Here is a 23,856-nt window from a genome sequence, read left to right on the forward strand (position 1 = left end):
CAACCTGTGAACATATCATCAGTTTCCCGTCTGGCGCTGGCTATGGCTTTTGGCGTGACGCTGACCGCCTGTAGCTCTACGCCGCCCGATCAAATTCCTTCCGATCAGACCGCGCCAGGCACCTCTTCGCGCCCGATCCTGTCGGCCAATGAAGCGAAAAACTTCGTTGCTGCGCACTATTTTTCCGCACTGACGCCAAACACCGCGCCGTGGAGCCCTTCTTCTATTTCTCTGCCTGCACAGCCTGACTTCGTCGTTGGCCCGGCAGGGACTCAGGGCGTCACCCATACCAGCATTCAAGCCGCTGTTGATGCAGCAATCATCAAACGTACTAACAAACGTCAGTACATCGCGATTATGCCAGGCGAGTACCAGGGCACGGTATATATTCCGGCAGCAACAGGTAGCCTGACGCTGTACGGTATGGGCGAAAAACCGCTTGATGTGAAAATTGGCCAGGCCATTGACGGTGACATGAGCACCGCGGACTGGCGTCGTACGGTGAACCCAGCCGGTAAATATATGCCGGGTAAACCTGCGTGGTATATGTTTGATAATTGCCAGAACAAACGTGGCACAAATATTGGTGTGATGTGTTCTGCTGTCGTCTGGTCGCAAAATAACGGTCTGCAATTGCAGAATCTGACCATCGAAAACAACCTGGGTGACAGCGTTGATGCGGGTAACCACCCGGCCGTTGCACTGCGTACCGATGGCGATAAAGTGCAGATCAACAAGGTCAATATCCTGGGCCGCCAGAATACCTTCTTCGTGACCAATAGCGGCGTACAAAACCGTCTGGAAAACGATCGTCAGCCGCGTACGCTGGTTACCAACAGCTACATTGAAGGCGATGTGGATATCGTTTCCGGTCGCGGTGCCGTAGTGTTCGATAACACCGATTTCCGCGTAGTGAACTCCCGTACCCAGCAGGAAGCCTATGTATTCGCACCGGCTACCCTGTCAAACATCTACTACGGTTTCCTGGCGATTAATAGTCGCTTCACGGCAAGTGGCGATGGCGTGGCGCAGTTAGGCCGCTCGCTGGATGTCGATTCCAACACTAACGGTCAGGTCGTGATTCGTGACAGCGTGATTAACGAAGGCTTTAACATGGCAAAACCATGGGCTGACAGCGTTATCGCAAAACGCCCGTTTGCCGGTAATACCGGTGCGGAAGATGACAAAGGTGAAATCCAGCGTAACCTGAACGACACCAACTTCAACCGTATGTGGGAATACAACAACCGCGGTATCGGTAGCAAAGTGGTTGCTGAACCTAAGCAGTAAACGTCATTCTCTGATGTAAACCCGGCAGATTCATGCTCTGCCGGGCAATGTGCCGGATGGCGACGAAAATCGCCCTCTCCGGCATACAATTAGTGTTACACCAAACGCGACTTATTAAAGTTAATCAAACTCCCTGCCTTAATAATTTCACGCTCTTCTGCGGTCAGACTTTCCATATACACACTGATTTCACTCACCGCACCATCATCGTGAAGCACATACGCTTCGATTTCTTTACTGCACTCATCTAACGCGCGGCGAATACCGGGAATATAGATATAGTCACCCACTTCAAATGAAGGTTGCTCTGCCATCTGGAGCGGTAGCATACCCCAGTTGATAACGTTGGAACGGTAACGCTTGGTGGCATATTCCTGGGCAATATTTGCCAGGCCACCAATCACTCGCTGACAGCTCGCCGCCTGCTCGCGCGCCGAGCCATCGCCAGGTTTGACGGCGTAAATCATGCTACCAATCTCAGTATCCAACGGTTGCACATTTTCCTGACCGGCAATCTGTTGGATGCGTTCGAAAACTGACGCCAGTTCGCTGACATCGCCCCCCTCCACGCGCCTTTTTTCCAGCTCCGACGTCGCTTTACTTCTTCCCACATACCCAGGATCTCGTCGAGACAGCGTAAATTCCGCCAGTCCTAGTGGATTAGAGCGATACGACGAGGTTTCACCTGACGGGATAAGCTCATCCGTTGTTGTCACATCATCAAGGATCTTCGAGGCCACTTTCAGCAGAATATTTTCCGTTAATGCGCCCAGTTCCGGCCAGTCTTTAATGTTCGGGCCGTAAATGAGTGGTTGCTGCGTAGCCCCTTTCACGAATCCCTGGTATACGCGACTCTTATAAGGTGCAGGATTAAACGCATAGTCTGGCACCGTATCCCAGCAATCCAGATCCGTCGCAGCAGTGAGGAATCCACCGTTGGCTGCCGTAGCCGCAATTGATCGCGCATCCATCAGCGCAACGGCTGACATTTGACCATTGCCCGGTTTCGAGCCTTCACGGTTAGGGAAGTTGCGCGTGGTATGGCGGATGCTAAGACCATTGTTGATTGGCGTATCGCCCGCGCCAAAGCATGGACCGCAGAATGCGGTTCTGATGACAGCCCCCGCGCCCAGTAAATCTGTAACGACACCTTTCTGTGCTAAATCCATAAACACCGGTTGTGACGAGGGGTATACAGCAAGCGAGAAAGCATCATTACCGCAGGATTGACCACGTAATGCCTGCGCCGCAGCAATCACGTTTTCATAGTTGCCGCCCGAGCATCCAGCAATGATCCCCTGCTGTACTTTTAAGCGGCCATTTTCTACTTTATCCAACAACGAGAAGCTGGCTTTACCCTGCGCGATACGTGCAGATTCAACTTCAATCTCCCGGAGAATATCCGTCAGATTCTCATTGAGAGTATCAATCTCATAGACATTACTTGGATGGAATGGCAGCGCAATCATCGGCTTAATCGCACTCAAATCAACATAAATACAACCGTCATACCAGGCCATCGGCTGCGGACTTAGCTGGCGATAGTCTTGCTCACGTCCATGTAATGCCAGCCAACTACGAGTTTCATCATCCGTTTGCCAGACGGAGCTCAAACAGGTGGTTTCAGTGGTCATCACATCAACGCTGTTGCGAAAATCTGTTGAGAGATGGCGGATGCCAGGGCCGACAAACTCCATGACCTTATTTTTGACGTAGCCATTTTTAAATACCGCGCCAATGATCGCTAACGCCACATCCTGTGGACCAACACCTGCTGGGGGTTTCCCGGTCAGATAAACGGCAACGACGTCAGGATAATCAATGTCCCAGGTGTCGTTTAGCAACTGCTTGACCAGCTCACCGCCCCCCTCTCCTACCGCCATCGTACCCAATGCGCCGTAACGTGTATGGCTGTCTGAGCCAAGGATCATTTTGCCGCCGCCCGCCATCATTTCACGCATGTATTGATGGATAACAGCAATATGTGGCGGCACAAAGATTCCGCCGTAACGCTGTGCCGCAGACAGACCAAACATATGATCGTCACCATTAATAGTTCCCCCTACTGCACATAATGAGTTATGGCAGTTAGTCAGAACATACGGCAGCGGAAAACGTTCCATGCCAGAGGCTTTTGCAGTCTGAATAATACCGACAAAGGTAATATCGTGTGAGGCTAATGAATCAAACTTAATTTTAAGCTTATTCATATCACCGGACGTATTATGTGCGGAGAGAATCGACCACGCTATAGTTCTTTTTTTCGCATCCTCTTTGCAGATATACCCAGGCAAAGAACTCTCAGCTACAACTTCATTATTATCGGAGAGATAAACTCCTTTTTCATACAACGTAATCATTTGATACTCCGTAATCCCGTACTTATATTAGTGCGCAGTCAATTAATAATTTGAATCTGGCTTATGGTTTACAGCATGTTCCAGTTAATCAACATGCTCCACCACCACACGCCCAGGGTGATATGGACAATAAAGGTCAGTAAGGTCAGCATGCCCCCCACCAGCCACCACGATTTAATATCGTTATAGCCAACGCCAAAAATAACCGGACCTGCGGCACCGCCATAATGGGTGACCATTCCGCCATAGGAGTTAGAGAAGAGTAATGCCAGCGCGGTTAACATCAATGGTGCGCCGGAGACATTCGCCAGCATGGCAAATACCGGCATCATTGCCACAATATATGCACTGCCTGAGGCAAAGAAATATCGAACGATAATGCTCAGGAACAAAATAACGAAGAACGCCACATTGCCGTGATTACCAAAGTCGAGATTGTTTTTGAACAGTTCAGCTAACCAGTCAAAGAATTTCACTTTCGATAATAACGAACTTAACCCGATAATACCGCCATACCAGATTAAGGTATTCCAGCCGCCCTTATTTTTAACCACATCATCCCAGGTAACCACGCCTAACAAAAGCATCATACCCATTACGACAATCGCTACCGTTGATTCATCAACGCTAAGGCTTTTACTGAAAATCCATCCCAATAACGCAAGGACGAAGATACCCAGCAGCATTTTTTCGCGCCCTTTCATTGGCCCTAAATCCTGAAGCCCGGCTTTAGCAATAGTTTTGTTATCAACCTTTTTAATTTCAGGTGGATACATAAAATAGATAACTAAAGGCGTTACCAACAGCATAACCAGTCCAGGCAAAGCTGCTGCGAGTGCCCATCCCCCCCAGCTCAGTTGTAAATGACAGATATCATTGATCATCTTCAACGCCAGAATGTTTCCTGCCATCGCAGTAAAAAACATATAGCTGGTCGTTTTGGTAACCATATAGACCGTCATCATCAGGTAGTGGCCGACACGGCGCGGGCTCTTATCTGGCTCAGAGCCCAGCGCCACCGCCACGCTATTGATAATGGGCAATACAATTCCTCCCGCTCGCGCGGTATTTGACGGTGTTGCCGGAGCTAACACCAGATCAAGGAATACGGTCACATAGCCAAGGCCAAGCGTGGTGTTACCAATTTTACCGATCAGAATATAAGCAATGCGCTTACCCAGCCCCGTCGTCACAAAAGCAGCACTTAACGTAAATGCGGAGAAAACCAGCCATGTCGTACCGGAAGCATAACCGCTCAGTACGCTGCTGGTCTTCAGTACGCCATGGCCTAAATTACCGACAACTACCATAGAGGCGGCAACGGCAATCAATAGCACCACCGGTTCAGGAAACGGTTTAATCACCAGTCCGACAATGGCCGAAAGATAAATACCAAACAGCACCCACGCTAGTTCACTTAATCCCGCAGGGGCAGGAATCAAACCAATAATACAGGGGATCGCTAATATTAAAATTAGCTTCCATAATGATTTAACGTTCATTTATTAATCCTGAATAATCTATACAGGCAATACAGTATTTTTCGTTTTTCTGCGATCGCAGAGAAATGGGGCCAATGCTGTCAGGGAAGGAAAACATCACCAGCGAATATTTTTCTGGCGGTACGAATAACCGAAGCTCTGATAGTTTCAGGTTCATCCCCTTTATTGGTTAAATGAATATCAAGAGTGCCGCCAGGATGTTCGATAGTGATATTCCCGTAATGCGCCCCCGCCGTTACCTGACGCGAAACAGTACCGTTAATGACACAGCTGCTGGCGATAGCTATCGCCCCGGTAATCGCCAGCGCTTTATGGCAAGAGTGCGGCATAAAATAACGAACATTAATTTCGCCGTCGTGTTGAGGTGCAGAGATGAGAATCGGTTTTGGGAGAACCTTATTGCTGACATCACCCAGCCCCATAGCTTCACCGGCCTGTAAACGAATAGACTCAATGCGCGACAATAATTCGTTGTCTGCATCCAGTTCTTCCGCTGATTCATAGCCCGTTTTCCCAAGGTATTCGGCAGGAATAATTACGACAGGTGTCGCCATATCCATACAGGTCACCGGAACTGAGTTGATATAATCGATGTGTTGGCCCGTCGGAAAAATATGCCCGGTTTTAGAACCTGCGGCATTAAGAAACGTCAACGCAATAGGGGCCGATGTTCCCGGGACACCGTCAATTCTTGCCGTTCCTTCATACTCAACAACACCATGCGGCGTCTGTATATCAGCTTCGATAAACGTGTTGGTGTTCACATTGCGAATGCGTACGCGGGTGGTCGGCGTAGAAGCAGCAATCAACCCCTTTTCAATAGCAAACGCACCAACGGCGGAAAGCATATTGCCACAGTTGGGTGTGGTATCGACCCGTTGCTCATGTACCAGTACCTGAGCAAATAAATAATCGATATCAGCGTTGGGGTCGTTTGAAAGACTAATAATCGCGACTTTACTGGTTAACGGATTGCCACCGCCAATGCCATCTATTTCCAACGCATTGCCAGAACCCATAATCCCGATCAATATTTCATCCCGCTGTTTTTCTTCTTCTGGTAAATCTTGTGCTAATAAAAATGCACCCCTGGAGGTTCCTCCACGCATCATAACGCAAGGTATTTTTTTCATAACAATGCTCTCAATATTATTTCCACTACATATATGGTTGCATGTCATGAATAGGGTGGCTAATGACTTTGTTTGTGTGATTAGTGATTTATTTTTATTAATTAAAATTTATGAATTGCGGATACACTGAACACTTTCATCTTAGACAGGGGCTTCCCTGATTGAGTCCGGAGTCAAAATGAAACACGAGTTATCGAGCATGAAGGCATTTGTTACGTTGGCAGAGTCCGATTCTTTTAACAATGCCGCCAAGTTACTCAATATTACGCAACCTGCATTAACGCGCAGGATTAAAAAAATGGAAGAGTATTTACACACCCAGCTATTTGAAAGAACAACTCGCAAAGTCACATTAACAAAAGCGGGGGCAATGCTTTTACCTGAAGCCAGAGAATTAATTAGAGCGTTGGATGAGACCATTTTTAACATCAGTGAAATGAATGTTCATCATCACGGCATAGTGACATTAGCCTGTATTCCTACCGCGGTTTTCTATTTCTTGCCGTTGGCAATTGGAAAATTTAATGAACGATATCCCAATATCAAAGTGCGAATTATTGAACAAGGTACGAATAATTGTATGGAATCCGTACTTTGTAATGAGGCAGATTTTGGAATAAACATGAACAACATCACAAATTCCTCTATCGAGTTCACTCCACTGGTTAATGAACCGTTTGTTCTGGCTTGTCGACGCGATCATCCGCTCGCTAATAAGCTGTTGGTTGAGTGGCAAGAATTGCTGAATTACAAACTGATAGGCGTTCGTTCCTCAAGCGGTAACCGATTATTGATTGAACAACATTTGTCCGATAAACCGTGGAAGTTGAACTGGTTTTACGAGGTTCGTCATCTGTCCACTTCGCTGGGTCTGGTTGAAGCTGGACTAGGTGTTTCCGCATTACCAGGGTTAGCAATGCCGCAAACGCCGCATCCAACGCTGATAGGGATCCCACTGGTTGAGCCTGTGATTAGACGCACGCTGGGAGTTATTCGGCGTAAAGACGCTATCCTCTCCCCTCCCGCTGAACGTTTCTTCTCTCTTCTGCTTAATTTATGGGCAGATGATACAGATAGCCTTTGGACATCAGTGGCTAAGTGTCAGGAAAACATGTCGTTTGCTAAATAAGCAAAAAAAATCCGCAATCTTCACAAGATTGCGGATCGTTTGTAACGCCTGGCGTTTTAGTACGCGTTAACCACCACCCACATCGGGCCTTGTCCTACCGCGTAACGACCTTTCTCCGTCAACAGTCCTTGTTCGCCAGCAATCTCGTATACCGCGATATGGTGCGATTTTTGCCCGGCTGCAATCAGGTATTTACCTCTGTTATCGATATTAAAACCGCGCGGCTGAGTTTCGGTAGGCTGGAAACCTTCTTTGGTCAGCACGCTGCCATCTTCAGAGACGCTAAAGACCGTAATCAGGCTGGCGGTACGATCACAGGCATACAGATGACGACCATCCGGTGTGATGTGAATATCTGCTGCCCAACGGGTATCCGCGAAATCAGCAGGCATCATATCCAGCGTCTGCACACACTCAATCTTGCCGTAAGGATCTTTCAGCTCCCAGACATCAACAGAGCTGTTCAGTTCATTCACGCAGTAGGCATATTGCTTATTCGGATGGAACGCCATATGACGCGGGCCCGCGCCTTCAACGGTAGTCACTTCAGCTGGTTCCTGCGCAACCAGATGGCCATCATCGCTAACGTCAAACAGGCAGATACGATCCTGTTTCAACGCCGGAACCCACAGGGTACGGTTATCCGGAGAGATGTTGGCTGAGTGGCAACCATCCAGACCTTCTACCACGTCAACCAGTTCCACCGGCAGGCCATCTTCCAGACGCGTGACGCTCACGCTACCCGCATTATAAGAGCCTACGAACACGAAACGTCCCTGATGATCGGTAGAAATATGCGTCGGGCTACCCGGCAGCGCAGACTCTGCCGCGAAGGTCAGCGCTCCGTCATCAGGCGCAATACGATAAGCCAACACGCGAAACTCCGGGCGCACACCAACATAGAGGTAACGCTTATCCGGGCTGACGACCATCGGCTGTACCTGACCCGGTACATCAACCACCTGCGTCAGCGTCAGAGAACCATCGTGATTCAGGCTCCAGACGTGGATTTGCTGACTTTCAGGGCTGGCGGTATAAACGGTTTGCTTCATGAATACTCCTTTGCTTTTTGGCAGGTGGCTGCAATTGCCTGACACACGCCTAAGGTAGACGCTTTTAACGGTGAATGCTTAATTAAGGCTCAGAATTTTGTCCGGCTCCCGTCTCGGTGTACCATTCCAGCAGACAAAATTCTCAACCTTAATCTGGAAAAAACTATGACCGCACGCGTGATTGCCCTGGATTTAGACGGTACCCTGTTGACCCCGAAAAAAACCTTGCTGCCATCCTCCCTCGAAGCGCTCTCGCGCGCCAGAGAAGCAGGCTACCAACTTATCATTGTCACAGGTCGCCATCACGTTGCTATTCATCCTTTTTATCAGGCACTGGCGCTGGATACACCTGCAATTTGCTGTAACGGTACCTACTTGTATGATTATCAGGCAAAAAAGGTACTGGAATCCGATCCCCTCCCGGTAGACCAGGCATTACAGCTGATCGAAATGCTGGATGAACATCAGATCCACGGGCTGATGTATGTGGATGAGGCCATGCTGTATGAGCGCCCAACCGGGCATGTGGTGCGTACCGCTAACTGGGCGCAAACTCTGCCGCCGGAACAGCGCCCGACCTTCACCCAGGTTCCTTCGCTGGCGCAGGCCGCACATGACGTCAACGCCGTCTGGAAATTTGCCCTGACCGACGAAGATATTCCGAAACTGCAGCAGTTTGGCCAGTACGTTGAGCAACAGCTGGGACTGGAGTGTGAATGGTCCTGGCATGATCAGGTCGACATTGCTCGTAAAGGCAACAGCAAAGGACGACGCCTTACCCAGTGGATTGAAGCACAGGGCGGGTCAATGGAAAACGTGATTGCCTTTGGTGATAACTTTAACGATATCAGCATGCTGGAAGCCGCAGGTACCGGTGTGGCGATGGGCAACGCGGATGACGCGGTCAAAGCCCGCGCCAACATCGTGATTGGTGACAACACCACAGACAGCATCGCGAAATTTATCTACTCCCACCTGCTGTAATCAGGCGGTAATCGATACGCTCTTAATTTGCGCGTACAGCCACAGGCCAGGTTTGATACCCAGTTCATCCCTGGCCCATGGGCTAATCCTCGCCCACAGCGTCTTACCGCCCACCTCAAGCTGAACTTCCACCTGACCGTTATCGTCATAACATTGCGCGACTTTTGCCCGGAGAACGTTACGAATACTGGTCTGCTGGGGTGGTTGGAGCACCAGTGAAACATCAGAGGCCTGAATACGAATACGCAGCGCGGTTTGCAGCGGTTGCTCCAGCTTATTGACCCACAGATGCTGATCGCCGAGCGCCAGCGCGGTCATCGCATAGTGTGGATGATGTTCCAGCACGCTGACTTTCAGAATACTGCTTTGCTGTTCCTTAGGCAGCCAGGGGTGCATCACGCTGCTACCCCAGACATCTTCCAGCGAACCAAACGCTTTGACCTGCCCGTTCTCCAGCACCATCACTTTATCCGCCAGGTGCAAAATCTCATCAAGCGAGTGGCTGACATACAGCATCGGAATATTGATTTCACGTGCAAGGCGTTGCAGGTAAGGCAGCAGTTCGCGTTTACGCGGTATATCCAGCGAGGCTAACGGCTCATCAAGCAGCAATAACTCAGGCGCGGTCAGCAGCGCCCGACCGATGGCGACACGCTGCTTTTCACCGCCAGAAAGACCGCCAGGCAGACGGTCAAGCAGCGGTTCAATGCCCAACAACGCCACCAGCTTATCAAACTGTCCGGCCATGCTTTTCGCCATTCCGTAACGCAGGTTGCCGCGCACTTTATAGTGCGGGAACAGGCGCGCATCCTGGAAAACATAGCCCACCCGGCGTTTTTCCGGCGTTAAACAGATACCGTTCTCGACGTCGTTTAGGACCCGACCGTTGAGCACGATGCGTCCGGACTGCGGCTGCGTCAGGCCGCTGATGGCGTTAATCAGTGAGGTTTTGCCCGCACCGGAAACGCCAAAAATAGCGGTGATGCCGCTGGCTGGCAGCGTTTCGTTGAGCGTCAGGCAATGCGTCCCCAGCGTCTGGGAGAAATTGAGTTCCAGCATAATTATCGCCCCGTCCGCTCACGGCTAATACGCGCCAGCCATTCAGAAATCAGCAGCGAGATCAGCGCTAACACAATAGAAATGATACACAACCTCGCCGCCGCGCTTTCGCCGCCGGGAGTCTGGATCAGGGTATACATCGCCGAAGGAATGGTGCGGGTTTCGCCAGGAATGTTGGAAACAAAAGTAATGGTTGCGCCGAATTCCCCGAGGGAACGCGCGAACGCCAGCACCGTACCGACAATAATGCCGGGCAGCATCAGCGGTAGCGTAATGGTCATGAATACACGCCAGCGTCCGGCTCCCAGCGTGCGGGCCGCCTGCTCCAGCTTGACGTCGACACCTTCCAGCGCCAGACGAATTGCCCGTACCATCAGAGGAAAAGACATCACCGCCGCAGCCAGTACCGCACCGCGCCAGCTAAAGGCAAAGGTAATGCCAAACCAGTCGTACAACCATTCGCCAATGAATCCGCGCCGCCCCATGGCGACCAACAGCAGATAGCCCACCACGACCGGCGGCAGAACCAGCGGCAAATGCAGAACGCTGTCGAGCAGCGCTTTGCCCGGGAACTTGCATCGCACAAGCAGCCAGGCAAAGAAGATCCCAAACGGCAAACTAAACAACACAGCCAGGGAAGAAACTTTCAGGCTCAGGATGACGGCCTGCCATTCAGGATCGGTCAGTATCATTACTTGGTCGTAAATCCATAACGTTTAAAGATTTCAGCAGCCTGCGGTCCTTTCAGGTAATCATAGAACGCGCTAACCGTTGCGTTTTTGTGCCCATCAACAATCGCGATAGGGTATTCCACTTTTTTGTGCGAATCTTCCGGGAAAGTCGCAACAACTTTTACGCCCTTACTGGCGACAGCATCGGAACCATAGACGATCCCCAGCGGCGCTTCGTTACGTTCTACCAGCGCCAGCGCACCGCGCACGTCTTCAGCAGGAGCCAGTTTCGGGGCCAGGGTATCCCATGCACCCAATTTTTGCAGCGCTTCTTTGGCATAAATGCCCGCCGGAACATGTTCTGGATCGCCAACAGCCAGGCGTCCACCATTCAACAGACTGGTCCAGTTGGTTTTACTGTCAATGGTGAAGTCTTTCTGTGCGCTGGCTTTCGGCGCAACCACCACCAGACTGTTACCCAACAGCGTTTCACGCGATGCGGTATCAATCGACTTCTTGTCTACCGCGTAGTCCATCCATTTCTGATCGGCAGAAATAAACAGATCGGCCGGTGCGCCTGCTTCAATCTGACGCGCCAGTGTGGAAGAAGAAGCAAAAGAGGAGACAACATCAACGTTCTTCTCTTTTTTATATTGCGTTGCAATGTCCTGCATCGCGTTGGTCAGCGAAGCCGCTGCAAAAACGGTAATCTTTCCTTCATCCGCCAGCGCATGCCCGGCAACGGTAAGAGAAAGTGTTGCCCCTGCAAACAAGCGTAACCATGTACGTGCCATCTGTAACTCCTTTGCGTTTCGTTATGTAGGCGCAAATATAACGAGTAAACCAGGATTTTCCCAGTGGTTATTGATACCAATTAGAGGTTACACAAAGAAAATATCGGCAGGGAAAGCAAGATCTTGAGAAAACGAGTTGGCAGGCAAAAAATATAAACGCCCGACTGAGCGGGCGTTTGGGGAATCAATGATTCTGTCTGGACTGGTCTTTCTGACCGATAGAGGAGAAGATGTTGAACACTTCACCCAGTCCGTAAATCAGCCCCAGGATGACAGCCATCACCACAGGAACCATAATTACGGCGAATACCAGACTTTTCAATAACTCTAACATGGTCAACTCCAGATATAGTCCTTAGTTGTATTCTAACCACATAACACAGAAAAGCACTCCCCTTTTGTGCGGTTGGCTTTGCGCGCGCGCGGTTTTCCGTCACAATACCCCTTTTGCCAGGAGCTTGTGATGCAGGCCGAAATCCTTCTTACGCTGAAACTTCAGCAAAAACTGTTTGCCGATCCCCGTCGCATTTCTCTGCTTAAGCACATTGCACTTTCCGGCTCCATCAGTCAGGGCGCGAAGGATGCAGGTATCAGCTATAAAAGCGCCTGGGATGCGATTAACGAAATGAATCAGCTCAGCGAGCAGACGCTGGTTGAGCGCGCCACTGGCGGTAAAGGCGGCGGCGGCGCGGTATTAACGCGCTACGGCCAACGCTTAATCCAGCTGTATGATTTATTGGCGCAAATCCAACAGAAAGCCTTCGATGTTTTGAGCGATGACGACGCACTCCCGCTCAATAGCCTGCTGGCGGCGATCTCTCGCTTTTCGCTGCAAACCAGCGCCCGTAACCAGTGGTTTGGCACCATTACCGCCCGCGACCACGATCAGGTTCAACAGCATGTCGACGTGCTGCTGGCGGATGGCGAAACGCGCCTGAAAGTGGCAATCACTGCACAAAGCGGCGAGCGTCTCGGGCTTGAGGAAGGCAAAGAAGTACTGATTCTGTTGAAAGCGCCGTGGGTAGGAATCACTCAGGACGACGCCATCGCTCAGGCCGCCGATAACCAGTTGCAGGGCACAATCAGCCATATCGAACGCGGAGCGGAGCAGTGCGAAGTGTTGATGACCTTGCCAGACGGCCAGACGCTGTGCGCGACTTTGCCGATAGAGCAGGCCCACACATTAACGGAAGGCGCTAACGTCACAGCATATTTTAATGCGGACAGGGTGATTATCGCCACACTGTGCTGAGTTAATTGACATCAGCCTGAAGAACACGTATCCCTGTTATTCATCGCTGCAAATAATGGGATACAAAATGTCATCATTGCAAATTTCGCAAGGCACGTTTCGTCTTAGCGACACAAAAACGCTCCAGTTAGATGCGTTGACGTTAAACGCGGGTGATAGCTGGGCGTTTGTTGGCTCTAACGGCAGCGGGAAATCTGCGCTGGCCCGCGCGCTGGCGGGCGAGTTACCGCTTCTGAAAGGCGAACGTCACTGTCAGTTCACACGTATTACCCGACTCTCTTTTGAGCAGCTACAAAAGCTGGTCAGCGACGAGTGGCAGCGAAACAACACCGATCTTCTTAGTCCCGGTGAAGACGACACCGGGCGCACTACCGCAGAAATCATTCAGGACGAAGTTCACGACCCCGCCCGCTGCGCTGCACTGGCGCAGCAGTTTGGCATTTCATCCCTACTTAACAGGCGTTTCAAATACCTTTCCACCGGTGAAACGCGCAAAACCCTACTCTGCCAGGCATTAATGTCCACACCGGATTTACTGATCCTTGATGAACCCTTTGACGGGCTGGACGTGGCGTCCCGTCGCCAGTTAGCAGAGTTGCTCGCTGAGTTGCACCAGGCCGGTTTAACGTTGGTACTGGTGCTTAATCGCTTTGATGAAATTCCCGAATTCGTGCAGTTTGCCGGCGTACTTGCCGACTGCACGCTGACGGAAACCGGTGCAAAACCCGACCTTCTGCAACAGGCATTAATCGCTCAGCTTGCACATAGCGAACGGCTGGAAGGCATCCAGTTACCCGAACCGGATGAGCCTTCGGTGCGCCACACGTTGTCAGATAACGAGCCGCGCATTGTGCTTAACGACGGCACCGTCTCGTATAACGATCGCCCTATCCTGCATCATCTGAGCTGGCGGGTAAATCCGGGGGAACACTGGCAAATCATCGGCCCCAACGGTGCGGGGAAATCAACCCTGCTCAGTTTAATCACCGGCGATCATCCCCAGGGATATAGCAACGACCTGACCCTGTTTGGCCGCCGCCGGGGCAGCGGTGAAACTATCTGGGATATCAAAAAACATATTGGCTATGTCAGCAGCAGCCTGCATCTGGATTACCGGGTAAGTACGACAGTTCGCAACGTTATTCTCTCCGGTTATTTCGATTCAATCGGCATTTATCAGGCCGTCTCCGACAGGCAGCACAAGCTGGTACAACAGTGGCTGGATATTCTGGGCATCGATAAACGTACCGCGGATGCGCCATTTCATAGTCTTTCCTGGGGGCAGCAGCGGCTGGCATTGATTGTTCGTGCACTGGTGAAACATCCTACGTTGCTGATCCTCGATGAACCGTTGCAAGGATTAGATCCGCTCAACCGTCAACTGATCCGTCGGTTTGTGGATGTCCTGATCGGTGAAGGTGAAACTCAGCTTTTGTTTGTCTCTCATCACGCCGAAGATGCCCCGGCCTGCATTACCCATCGGCTAGAGTTTGTACCCGAGGGTGATATCTACGCCTATCGACAAACCTCTCTGCGTTAATTTTCATGCCAGGGCGTTTATCACGCCCTTTTTTCTGCTTTTTTTTCAGACAAGTGCTGAAATAACAACCTAACATAATGATTTATAATAAAGTAACTGGCAGCATCGAGTGAAAACACCGGAGTGTAAACGATTCCACTAATTTATTCCGTGTCACACTTTTCGCATCTTTGTTATGCTATGGTTATTGCATACCATAGGCTTAACGGAGCGAATTATGAGAGTATTGGTTACAGGTGGTAGCGGTTACATTGGAAGCCACACTTGCGTGCAGTTGCTGAAAAACGGTCACGAAGTGGTGATCCTGGATAATCTCTGCAACAGCAAGCGTAGCGTACTGCCCGTCATTGAGCGTTTAGGCGGCAAGCATCCGACCTTCGTGGAAGGAGACATCCGTAACGAAGCGCTGATAACCGAAATTCTGCACGATCATGCCATTGATACGGTCATCCATTTTGCCGGTTTAAAAGCCGTTGGAGAATCCGTTGCCAAGCCGCTGGAGTACTATGACAACAACGTCAACGGCACTCTGCGTCTGGTGAATGCAATGCGCGCTGCCAACGTGAAAAACTTCATTTTCAGCTCCTCCGCGACCGTCTATGGCGATCAGCCGCAAATTCCTTACGTTGAAAGCTTCCCCACCGGCACGCCGCAAAGTCCGTACGGCAAAAGCAAGCTGATGGTGGAACAGATCCTGACCGATCTGCAAAAAGCACAGCCCGACTGGAGCATTGCCCTGCTGCGCTACTTTAACCCGGTTGGCGCTCATCCATCGGGAGATATGGGGGAAGATCCGCAAGGTATTCCAAACAACCTGATGCCTTACATCGCGCAGGTTGCCGTTGGCCGTCGCGAATCTCTTGCCATATTTGGCAATGACTACCCTACTGAAGATGGCACCGGCGTACGCGACTACATCCACGTGATGGATCTCGCCGACGGCCATGTTGCTGCCATGGAAAAACTGGCGGGTAAACAGGGCGTACATATTTACAACCTCGGTGCAGGCATCGGCAGCAGCGTGCTGGACGTGGTCAACGCCTTCAGCAAAGCTTGCGGTAAACCGGTGAATTACCATTTCGCCCCGCGCCGTGATGGCGATCTTCCGGCCTACTGGGCTGACGCCAGCAAAGCCGATCGCGAGCTCAACTGGCGCGTGACCCGCACACTGGATGAAATGGCACAAGATACCTGGCACTGGCAGTCACGCCACCCGCAGGGATATTCGGATTAAGGACCAATCATGACGCAATTCAATCCTGTCGATCATCCACATCGCCGTTTTAACCCGCTCACCGGGCAGTGGATCCTCGTATCACCACATCGCGCCAAACGCCCGTGGCAAGGGGCGCAGGAAACTCCGTCTAAGCAGGTACTGCCTGCACATGACCCGGACTGCTTCCTGTGCGCTGGCAATACGCGCGTTACCGGCGACAAAAACCCGGATTACACCGGGACCTATGTCTTTACCAATGACTTTGCGGCGCTGATGTCCGATACCCCGGACGCGCCGGACAGTCACGATCCGTTAATGCGATGCCAGAGCGCGCGCGGTACCAGCCGTGTAATTTGCTTCTCGCCCGATCACAGCAAAACGCTGCCGGAACTCAGCGTCCCTGCGCTAACAGAAATTGTGAAAACGTGGCAGGAACAGACTGAAGACTTAGGCAAAACCTATCCCTGGGTGCAGGTATTTGAGAATAAAGGCGCAGCGATGGGGTGCTCAAACCCGCACCCACACGGACAAATTTGGGCCAACAGCTTTTTGCCTAACGAAGCCGAACGTGAAGATTGCCTGCAGAAAGCGTACTTCGCCGAACAAGGCGCGCCGATGCTCGTTGATTACGTCCAGCGTGAGCTGGCGGACGGCAGCCGTACGGTCGTAGAAACCGAGCACTGGCTGGCGGTTGTCCCTTACTGGGCCGCGTGGCCGTTCGAAACGCTGCTGCTGCCGAAAGCGCACGTGTTGCGAATTACCGATTTGACCGACGAACAGCGTGCTGACCTGGCGCTGGCGTTGAAAAAACTGACCAGTCGTTACGACAACCTGTTCCAGTGCTCATTCCCCTATTCTATGGGCTGGCACGGCGCACCGTTTAACGGTGAAGAAAACCAACACTGGCAGTTGCACGCACACTTTTATCCACCGCTGCTGCGTTCCGCAACCGTGCGTAAATTTATGGTCGGATATGAAATGCTGGCAGAAACCCAGCGCGACCTGACGGCAGAACAAGCGGCTGAACGACTGCGTGCGGTCAGCGACATCCATTTTCGCGAATCCGGAGTTTAAATAATGAGTCTGAAAGAAAAAACACAATCTCTGTTTGCTGAAACATTTGGCTACCCTGCCACCCATACTATTCAGGCACCGGGTCGTGTGAACCTGATCGGTGAACATACCGATTATAACGACGGCTTCGTTCTGCCCTGCGCTATCGACTATCAAACCGTTATCAGCTGTGCGGCACGCGACGATCGAAAAGTCCGTGTGATCGCCGCTGATTACGACAATCAGGTTGATGAGTTCTCGCTTGATGCGCCAATTATCGCTCATGACAGCCAGCAGTGGTCAAACTACGTGCGTGGCGTAGTGAAACATCTGCAAAAGCGCAATAACGCCTTTGGCGGCGCGGATCTGGTGATCAGCGGTAACGTCCCGCAGGGTGCGGGCTTAAGCTCTTCTGCCTCACTGGAAGTCGCTGTGGGTACGGTATTCCAGCAGCTCTATCATCTGCCGCTCGACGGCGCGCAGATTGCCCTGAATGGCCAGGAAGCTGAAAACCAGTTTGTCGGCTGTAACTGCGGCATTATGGATCAACTGATCTCGGCACTTGGTAAGAAAGATCATGCGCTACTGATCGACTGCCGAACGCTGGGCACCAAAGCCGTTTCCATGCCTGAGGGCGTAGCGGTGGTGATCATCAACAGTAACTTTAAACGCACATTGGTCGGTAGCGAATACAATACCCGTCGCGAACAGTGTGAAACCGGCGCGCGTTTCTTCCAGCAGCCAGCGCTGCGTGATGTCAGCCTTGAAGCGTTTAACGCCGTCGCCCACGAACTGGATCCGATTGTCGCCAAACGCGTTCGCCACGTGATCACGGAAAATGCGCGTACCGTTGAAGCCGCACAGGCGCTGGAAAAAGGCGACCTGCTGCGCATGGGCCAACTGATGGCGGAATCTCACGCCTCAATGCGCGATGACTTTGAAATTACCGTGCCGCAAATTGATACGCTGGTCGAGATTGTCAAAGCGACCATCGGCGATAAAGGCGGTGTCCGTATGACCGGCGGCGGCTTCGGCGGCTGCATCGTGGCGCTGATCCCGCAAGATTTGGTACCTGCCGTACAGCAGGCCGTCGCGGAACAATACGAAGCAAAAACCGGTATCAAAGAAACATTCTACGTCTGCAAACCTTCACAAGGAGCAGGACAATGTTAAGCGAAATCCCTGTGCAGGCTCCGGACGGTCAGCCGTTTCGCCTGCTCACCCTGCGCAATGACGCAGGGATGGTCGTCACGCTCATGGACTGGGGCGCGACGCTGCTCTCTGCTCGTATTCCGCTTAGCGATGGTAGCGTGCGTGAAGCATTGCTCGGGTGCGCCAGTCCGGAACAATACCCGGAGCAGGCTGCGTTTCTGGGCGCTTCAATTGGTCGCTACGCTAACCGTATCGCCAACAGCCGCTATACCTTTGCCGGCGAAACCGTTGAGTTGGTACCAAGTCAAGGCGACAACCAGCTGCACGGCGGGCCAGACGGTTTCGACAAACGTCGCTGGCAGATAGTCAATCAGAATGACCGTCAGGTGCTGTTCGCCTTAACATCTGACGATGGCGACCAGGGTTTCCCTGGCCATCTATGCGCCACCGCGCAGTATCGCCTGACTGACGATAATCGTATTTCGATAACCTACCGCGCCACGGTCGATAAGCCCTGTCCGGTGAATCTGACGAATCACGTTTATTTTAACCTCGACGGTGACAAAACGGATGTCCGCCAGCATAAGCTGCAAATTATGGCGGACGAGTACTTGCCGGTTGATGAAATGGGCATTCCGCATGACGGGCTGAAATCCGTCGCTGGTAGCACTTTCGATTTCCGCTCGGCTAAAATCATTAGCAGTGAATTTCTTGCCGATGACGATCAGCGCAAGGTAAAAGGTTACGATCACGCCTTCCTGCTTCAGGCACAGGGCAATGCGCGTACGCCGGTCGCCCGACTGTGGTCCCAGGATGAAAAACTGCAGATGGTGGTATACACCTCCGCCCCGGCATTGCAGTTTTACTCCGGCAACTTCCTCGGCGGTACACCATCTCGTGGGCCTGATGCCTACGAAGACTGGCAAGGTCTGGCGCTGGAAAGTGAGTTTCTCCCGGACAGCCCAAACCATCCAGAGTGGCAGCAGCCGGACTGCTTCTTACGCCCGGGTGAAGAGTATGCCAGCGTGACGGAATATCAGTTTATTCCAGTCTGATCCTTTCCCCTCACAGGCCCGATGACGTAACGTAGCGGGCCTGTTATTTGTTTATCACAGTAGAACCGCTCAAATCCCCACCACTCAAAGACAAAATCGCAACCTTGAATTCACAAGAACCTTACACTGTGGCGCTATTTTCGCTATGGTTATGCGTAAGCATTGCCGCTGACGCTTTACGGCAATATAATGAGAATTATTATCATTCAATATGATTTATAGGAGTGAGTGTATGGCTGTAACTAAGCTGGTTCTGGTACGTCACGGTGAAAGTCAGTGGAACAACGAAAACCGTTTTACCGGTTGGTATGACGTTGATCTGTCAGAGAAAGGCGTGGGCGAAGCAAAAGCGGCAGGTAAACTGCTGAAAGAAGAAGGCTACAGCTTCGATTTTGCTTATACTTCTGTGCTGAAACGTGCCATCCACACCCTGTGGAACGTACTGGACGAACTGGATCAGGCCTGGCTGCCGGTTGAAAAATCCTGGAAACTGAACGAACGTCATTACGGCGCGCTGCAGGGTCTGAACAAAGCTGAAACCGCTGAAAAATACGGTGACGAGCAGGTTAAGCAATGGCGTCGCGGCTTTGCGGTAACGCCACCGGAACTGACCAAAGATGACGAGCGTTATCCGGGTCACGATCCGCGTTATGCGAAGTTGACCGACAAAGAGTTACCGGTTACCGAAAGCCTGGCGCTGACCATCGATCGCGTTATCCCCTACTGGAACGAAACCATTCTGCCGCGCATGAAAAGCGGTGAGCGCGTAATTATCGCCGCTCACGGTAACTCTCTGCGTGCGCTGGTTAAATACCTGGATAACATGGGCGAAGATGAGATCCTTGAACTGAACATCCCAACCGGCGTACCGCTGGTATATGAGTTCGACGAAAACTTCAAACCAATCAAACATTACTATCTGGGTAATGCTGACGAGATCGCAGCAAAAGCGGCAGCCGTTGCGAACCAGGGTAAAGCGAAGTAATTTTCATCTTGGGTCAAACGAAAAAAGCGTGGAATGCTCCACGCTTTTTTATTGCCGGATGACGGCGTTGCCTTATCCGGCCTACCGAGCGTAGCCCGGATGAATTTTTTAACCGCGGCGCGCTTTTACAGCATCCGCCAGCTGGCGCAATACTGCATCGGTATCTTCCCAGCCAATGCAGGCGTCGGTGATGCTCTTACCGTAGGTCAGCGGCTCACCGCTATCCGGGTTCTGATTACCTTCTACCAGATGGCTTTCGATCATCACACCAATAATTGCTTTTTCGCCCCCAGCAACTTGTCCGCAAACATCTTTCGCGACATCCATCTGCTTTTTGAACTGCTTGCTGGAGTTGGCATGGCTAAAGTCGATCATCACCTGCGCTGAAAGCCCTGCTTTGATCAGACCTTCTTTCACATCGGCAACGTGCTGAGCACTGTAGTTCGGCTCTTTGCCGCCGCGCAAAATAATATGGCAATCGCCATTACCACTGGTATTTACGATCGCCGAATGACCCCATTTGGTCACAGACAGGAAGCAGTGCGGCGCTCCTGCGGCGTTAATCGCATCAATCGCTACTTTTATCGTGCCATCAGTACCGTTTTTAAAGCCAACCGGGCAGGACAGACCAGACGCCAATTCGCGGTGCACCTGAGATTCTGTGGTACGTGCCCCAATCGCGCCCCAGCTCATCAGGTCGGCGAGGTATTGCGGCGTAATCATATCGAGGAATTCACCCGCAGCAGGCAATCCGCTGTCATTGATATCCAGCAGCAGTTTACGCGCAATGCGCAGCCCATCGTTGATCTGGAAGCTGTTGTCCATGTGCGGATCGTTGATAAGCCCTTTCCAGCCGACGGTAGTTCGCGGTTTTTCAAAATAGACCCGCATAACGATTTCAAGCTCGCCTTTTAACTCTTCACGCAGTGCCAGCAGGCGAGCGGCATACTCTTTGGCGGCTGCCGGATCATGAATAGAGCAAGGCCCAATCACTACCAGCAGGCGATCGTCACTCCCTTTCAGGATTTTATGAATCGCCTTACGGGCATGAGCCACCGTGTTTGCGGCATTTTCAGTAGCGGGGAATTTTTCCAACAATGCGACTGGCGGTAATAACTCGTTGATCTCTTTAATGCGTAAATCGTCGTTCTGATAATTCATGATTATTCCAGCGTTGCCATACTTATATAAATGAATGCAATCCCTCCAATCTATATCTTCAGTCATAAAGTGTAAACGGGGTTTTACACTTTGGACGGATTAATCCTGGAATTGGCCAAAAAAACGCAATAAAGTAGCGAAAAACGAGATCCAACCTACAATTTATAACTGTAACGGCTTTAATTTTCATAAATTTCAAGATTCTATGCTGGGTTTAATTTCTCTGGCAAAACTATTAACCACATATTGATGATGTAACTGGCACATGCACTGTTGGAAGACGTTATCCGACATATCGACCATAACAGGAGCATATTATGCATATGACAAAGCTGGCTTCACTCTTTCTTACCGCTACACTCAGCCTCGCCAGCGGCGCGGCGCTGGCAGCTGAAACCAATACGCAGTCCAATAACGGCCAGGCAAATTCCTCGGCGGATGCCGGTCAGGTCGCCCCAGACGCACGCGAAAACGTGGCACCAAATAATGTCGACAACAGTAACGTGAATTCGGGTGGCACAATGCTGCACCCGAACGGTTCATCAATGAACCATGAAGGGATGACCAAAGACGAGATGCACAAAAACACCATGTGTAAGGACGGTCGCTGCCCTGATGTGAATAAGAAAGTTGAGACCGGAAACGGCATTAACAATGATGCTGAGACAAAAACTGATGGCACTACGCAGTAACGCTGGAAATAAAGCTAATAATGGGAGAGCAATAGCTCTCCTTTTTAATTTTATCATCCCAAAAACGGTATGATGGCATACAGTAAAGATGAGAATAACAAAGGGATGGCATAATGGCGCACTCGCATACTCATACTTCTTCTGAGCAACCCAAGGACAATAATGCCCGCCGCTTGATGTTTGCATTCTGCATTACAGCCGGATTTATGTTGGTTGAAGTGGTGGGTGGCATACTTTCAGGTTCACTGGCCTTGTTGGCCGATGCCGGGCATATGCTCACTGATGCCGCAGCGCTCCTTTTTGCGCTGCTGGCCGTCCGGTTTTCCCATCGCCCGCCCACAATACGACACACCTTCGGCTGGCTAAGGCTCACGACACTGGCCGCGTTTGTTAATGCCATCGCATTGGTCGTGATCACCATTTTAATCGTTTGGGAAGCCATTGAGCGCTTCCATACGCCCCGCCCCGTGGCTGGCGGCATGATGATGGTTATAGCTGTCGCGGGTTTACTGGCTAACGTGCTGGCTTTTTGGGTTCTACACCGCGGCAGTGAGGAGAAAAACCTGAACGTCCGCGCCGCGGCACTACATGTGATGGGCGATTTACTCGGCTCGGTCGGGGCGATCATCGCTGCGCTGATTATTATCTGGACGGGCTGGACGCCTGCGGACCCGATTCTCTCGATTCTGGTTTCCGTGCTGGTACTGCGTAGCGCCTGGCGACTGTTAAAGGATAGCGTTAATGAATTACTGGAAGGCGCCCCGCTGACGCTGGATATCGCCGCACTGCAGCGCCATCTCAGCCGGGATATCCCCGAAGTCCGCAATGTGCACCATGTCCATGTCTGGATGGTGGGTGAAAAACCGGTAATGACGCTGCATGTGCAGGTGGTCCCGCCGCACGATCACGACGCGCTGCTGGAGCGTATTCAGCATTTCCTTATCCATCACTACCAGATTGAACACGCCACGATCCAGATGGAGTATCAGCCGTGTAATGGGCCGGACTGCCACCTGTATCAGGGGGTATCCGGCCATTCACACCATCACCATTAATGGGACAGCGCGTGGGAACCCCGCTCGCGCGCGCTGTTAATCCACATCCTGCTACCGTTCAGGGCGATAACCGTCAGGATCATATACTCCAGCGACATGGCATATACGCCTTGCAGGGCGAAAATCACTACGCTTATTACGTTAATGATCACCCACAGCAGCCAGTTTTCAACGTACTTACGCGTCATCAGGATCATCGCCGCAATCGACAACACCATCATGCAGGAGTCCCAGAACGGGAATGCATCGGGTTGCAACTCAGGCACAACAACCTGCAATCCTAATGCCTGCATAATGTTCACCGCAATGCGGGTCAGGAACGCAAAGACCGGATCGATATAGACCGACATCAGGCCGATCGCCACCACGCAAGCCGCCAGCCAGCCGATCGCTTTTGGTAACGGCAGCCAGCGAATTTTCAGTTCCGCTTCATGCTGGTTGGTTTGCCTGGACCAGGCATACCAGCCGTAGATGTTGGCGGCAAAGAAGAAAACTTGCAGCAACAGGCTTGCATAGAGCTGGATCTGAAAGAAGATAATCGCAAACAGCGTGACGTTTATCAGGCCGAAGAAGTAATTGCTGATTTTCTCAAGGCTCGCCAGGCCAATACACAGCAACCCAGCGATCGTCCCCACAGCTTCGATCCACGACAGATCGTAACCGCCAGCGCCAATCGGAATATGTACCAGAATGTTCTGCGTGCTAAAAAAGTCCATCTTTT

General features: G+C 51.4%; 22 protein-coding genes. 12 read left to right on the top strand and 10 right to left on the bottom strand.

All coding sequences use genetic code 11. The annotated features are described in order from the left end of the window. The first annotated feature begins 6 nt into the window (after nt 1-6). Entirely contained in the window at nt 7-1,290 is a 1,284-nt protein-coding gene (locus OGX90_RS20865) for a putative acyl-CoA thioester hydrolase (RefSeq protein WP_128611652.1), read from the top strand. A 95-nt stretch (nt 1,291-1,385) separates the two neighbouring features. On the opposite strand, the gene OGX90_RS20870 is transcribed toward OGX90_RS20865, so the two are convergent. The 3 genes from OGX90_RS20870 to OGX90_RS20880 form a co-directional block, all read right to left on the bottom strand. Further along, on the bottom strand, nt 1,386-3,650 hold the full coding sequence (locus OGX90_RS20870) for a hydratase (protein WP_286624631.1): 2,265 nt from the start codon (nt 3,648-3,650) through the stop codon (nt 1,386-1,388). 68 nt (nt 3,651-3,718) lie between these two features. Then, on the bottom strand, nt 3,719-5,152 hold the full coding sequence (locus OGX90_RS20875) for an anion permease (RefSeq protein ID WP_286624633.1): 1,434 nt from the start codon (nt 5,150-5,152) through the stop codon (nt 3,719-3,721). A gap of 80 nt (nt 5,153-5,232) precedes the next feature. Then, complete coding sequence (locus OGX90_RS20880) at nt 5,233-6,285, bottom strand: 4-oxalomesaconate tautomerase (protein WP_048226050.1); 1,053 nt, start codon at nt 6,283-6,285, stop codon at nt 5,233-5,235. Nucleotides 6,286-6,463: 178 nt separating this feature from the next. Between OGX90_RS20880 and OGX90_RS20885 the strand changes: the two genes are divergently transcribed. Beyond that, nucleotides 6,464-7,414 carry a LysR family transcriptional regulator gene (locus tag OGX90_RS20885; RefSeq protein ID WP_258735718.1) on the top strand — a complete coding sequence of 317 codons (951 nt, stop codon included), beginning with the start codon at nt 6,464-6,466 and terminating at the stop codon, nt 7,412-7,414. A gap of 56 nt (nt 7,415-7,470) precedes the next feature. Here the strand turns inward: OGX90_RS20885 and pgl are convergent, their stop codons facing one another. Further along, a complete protein-coding gene (gene pgl, locus OGX90_RS20890) occupies nt 7,471-8,466 on the bottom strand; it encodes a 6-phosphogluconolactonase (protein WP_020996535.1) in 996 nt (331 codons plus the stop codon). Nucleotides 8,467-8,631: 165 nt separating this feature from the next. Here pgl and OGX90_RS20895 point away from each other — a divergent pair, with 165 nt between their 5' ends. Then, on the top strand, nt 8,632-9,450 hold the full coding sequence (locus tag OGX90_RS20895; protein WP_003831476.1) for a pyridoxal phosphatase: 819 nt from the start codon (nt 8,632-8,634) through the stop codon (nt 9,448-9,450). Here OGX90_RS20895 and modC read toward each other — a convergent pair whose 3' ends face one another. From modC to OGX90_RS20915, 4 genes are all read right to left on the bottom strand, one after another. Beyond that, nucleotides 9,451-10,509, bottom strand: coding sequence for a molybdenum ABC transporter ATP-binding protein ModC (modC, locus tag OGX90_RS20900; protein ID WP_003831474.1), 1,059 nt, complete (start codon nt 10,507-10,509; stop codon nt 9,451-9,453). Nucleotides 10,510-10,511: 2 nt separating this feature from the next. Next, nucleotides 10,512-11,201 (bottom strand): molybdate ABC transporter permease subunit, encoded by a 690-nt coding sequence (gene modB, locus OGX90_RS20905; protein ID WP_008784169.1) that lies wholly within the window; start codon nt 11,199-11,201, stop codon nt 10,512-10,514. Next, nucleotides 11,201-11,974 carry a molybdate ABC transporter substrate-binding protein gene (modA, locus tag OGX90_RS20910; RefSeq protein WP_003831470.1) on the bottom strand — a complete coding sequence of 258 codons (774 nt, stop codon included), beginning with the start codon at nt 11,972-11,974 and terminating at the stop codon, nt 11,201-11,203. The genes modB and modA overlap by 1 nt, the downstream gene beginning before the upstream one ends. Nucleotides 11,975-12,158: 184 nt before the next feature. Next, nucleotides 12,159-12,308, bottom strand: coding sequence for an AcrZ family multidrug efflux pump-associated protein (locus tag OGX90_RS20915; RefSeq protein WP_020996536.1), 150 nt, complete (start codon nt 12,306-12,308; stop codon nt 12,159-12,161). A 129-nt stretch (nt 12,309-12,437) separates the two neighbouring features. Between OGX90_RS20915 and modE the strand changes: the two genes are divergently transcribed. From modE to gpmA, 7 genes are all read left to right on the top strand, one after another. Further along, complete coding sequence (gene modE / locus OGX90_RS20920) at nt 12,438-13,226, top strand: molybdenum-dependent transcriptional regulator (protein WP_032942748.1); 789 nt, start codon at nt 12,438-12,440, stop codon at nt 13,224-13,226. A 67-nt stretch (nt 13,227-13,293) separates the two neighbouring features. Beyond that, complete coding sequence (gene modF / locus OGX90_RS20925; protein WP_103284906.1) at nt 13,294-14,766, top strand: molybdate ABC transporter ATP-binding protein ModF; 1,473 nt, start codon at nt 13,294-13,296, stop codon at nt 14,764-14,766. A 217-nt stretch (nt 14,767-14,983) separates the two neighbouring features. After that, the gene (gene galE, locus OGX90_RS20930; RefSeq protein ID WP_003831462.1) at nt 14,984-16,000 is read left to right on the top strand and encodes a UDP-glucose 4-epimerase GalE; all 1,017 of its coding nucleotides are present in this window, start codon (nt 14,984-14,986) and stop codon (nt 15,998-16,000) included. 9 nt (nt 16,001-16,009) lie between these two features. Further along, nucleotides 16,010-17,056, top strand: coding sequence for a galactose-1-phosphate uridylyltransferase (gene galT / locus OGX90_RS20935; RefSeq protein WP_186413578.1), 1,047 nt, complete (start codon nt 16,010-16,012; stop codon nt 17,054-17,056). 3 nt (nt 17,057-17,059) lie between these two features. Continuing rightward, nucleotides 17,060-18,208, top strand: coding sequence for a galactokinase (galK, locus tag OGX90_RS20940; protein ID WP_032942744.1), 1,149 nt, complete (start codon nt 17,060-17,062; stop codon nt 18,206-18,208). Next, a complete protein-coding gene (galM, locus tag OGX90_RS20945; protein ID WP_258735720.1) occupies nt 18,202-19,242 on the top strand; it encodes a galactose-1-epimerase in 1,041 nt (346 codons plus the stop codon). The genes galK and galM overlap by 7 nt, the downstream gene beginning before the upstream one ends. Before the next feature lie 232 nt (nt 19,243-19,474). Further along, nucleotides 19,475-20,227, top strand: coding sequence for a 2,3-diphosphoglycerate-dependent phosphoglycerate mutase (gene gpmA / locus OGX90_RS20950; RefSeq protein WP_003022999.1), 753 nt, complete (start codon nt 19,475-19,477; stop codon nt 20,225-20,227). Between the two features lie 108 nt (nt 20,228-20,335). Here the strand turns inward: gpmA and aroG are convergent, their stop codons facing one another. Then, nucleotides 20,336-21,388 (bottom strand): 3-deoxy-7-phosphoheptulonate synthase AroG, encoded by a 1,053-nt coding sequence (gene aroG / locus OGX90_RS20955; protein ID WP_003831449.1) that lies wholly within the window; start codon nt 21,386-21,388, stop codon nt 20,336-20,338. 317 nt (nt 21,389-21,705) lie between these two features. Between aroG and OGX90_RS20960 the strand changes: the two genes are divergently transcribed. Next, nucleotides 21,706-22,080, top strand: a complete 375-nt coding sequence (locus OGX90_RS20960) for a YbgS-like family protein (protein ID WP_003022994.1) — start codon at nt 21,706-21,708, stop codon at nt 22,078-22,080. A 113-nt stretch (nt 22,081-22,193) separates the two neighbouring features. Next, nucleotides 22,194-23,135, top strand: a complete 942-nt coding sequence (gene zitB / locus OGX90_RS20965) for a CDF family zinc transporter ZitB (protein WP_032942740.1) — start codon at nt 22,194-22,196, stop codon at nt 23,133-23,135. Here zitB and pnuC read toward each other — a convergent pair. Further along, the gene (pnuC, locus tag OGX90_RS20970) at nt 23,132-23,851 is read right to left on the bottom strand and encodes a nicotinamide riboside transporter PnuC (protein WP_008784161.1); all 720 of its coding nucleotides are present in this window, start codon (nt 23,849-23,851) and stop codon (nt 23,132-23,134) included. The genes zitB and pnuC overlap by 4 nt on opposite strands. Between the last annotated feature and the right edge of the window lie 5 nt (nt 23,852-23,856).

The organism is Citrobacter sp. Cpo012 (assembly GCF_030333015.1).
GTDB lineage: Bacteria > Pseudomonadota > Gammaproteobacteria > Enterobacterales > Enterobacteriaceae > Citrobacter > Citrobacter portucalensis.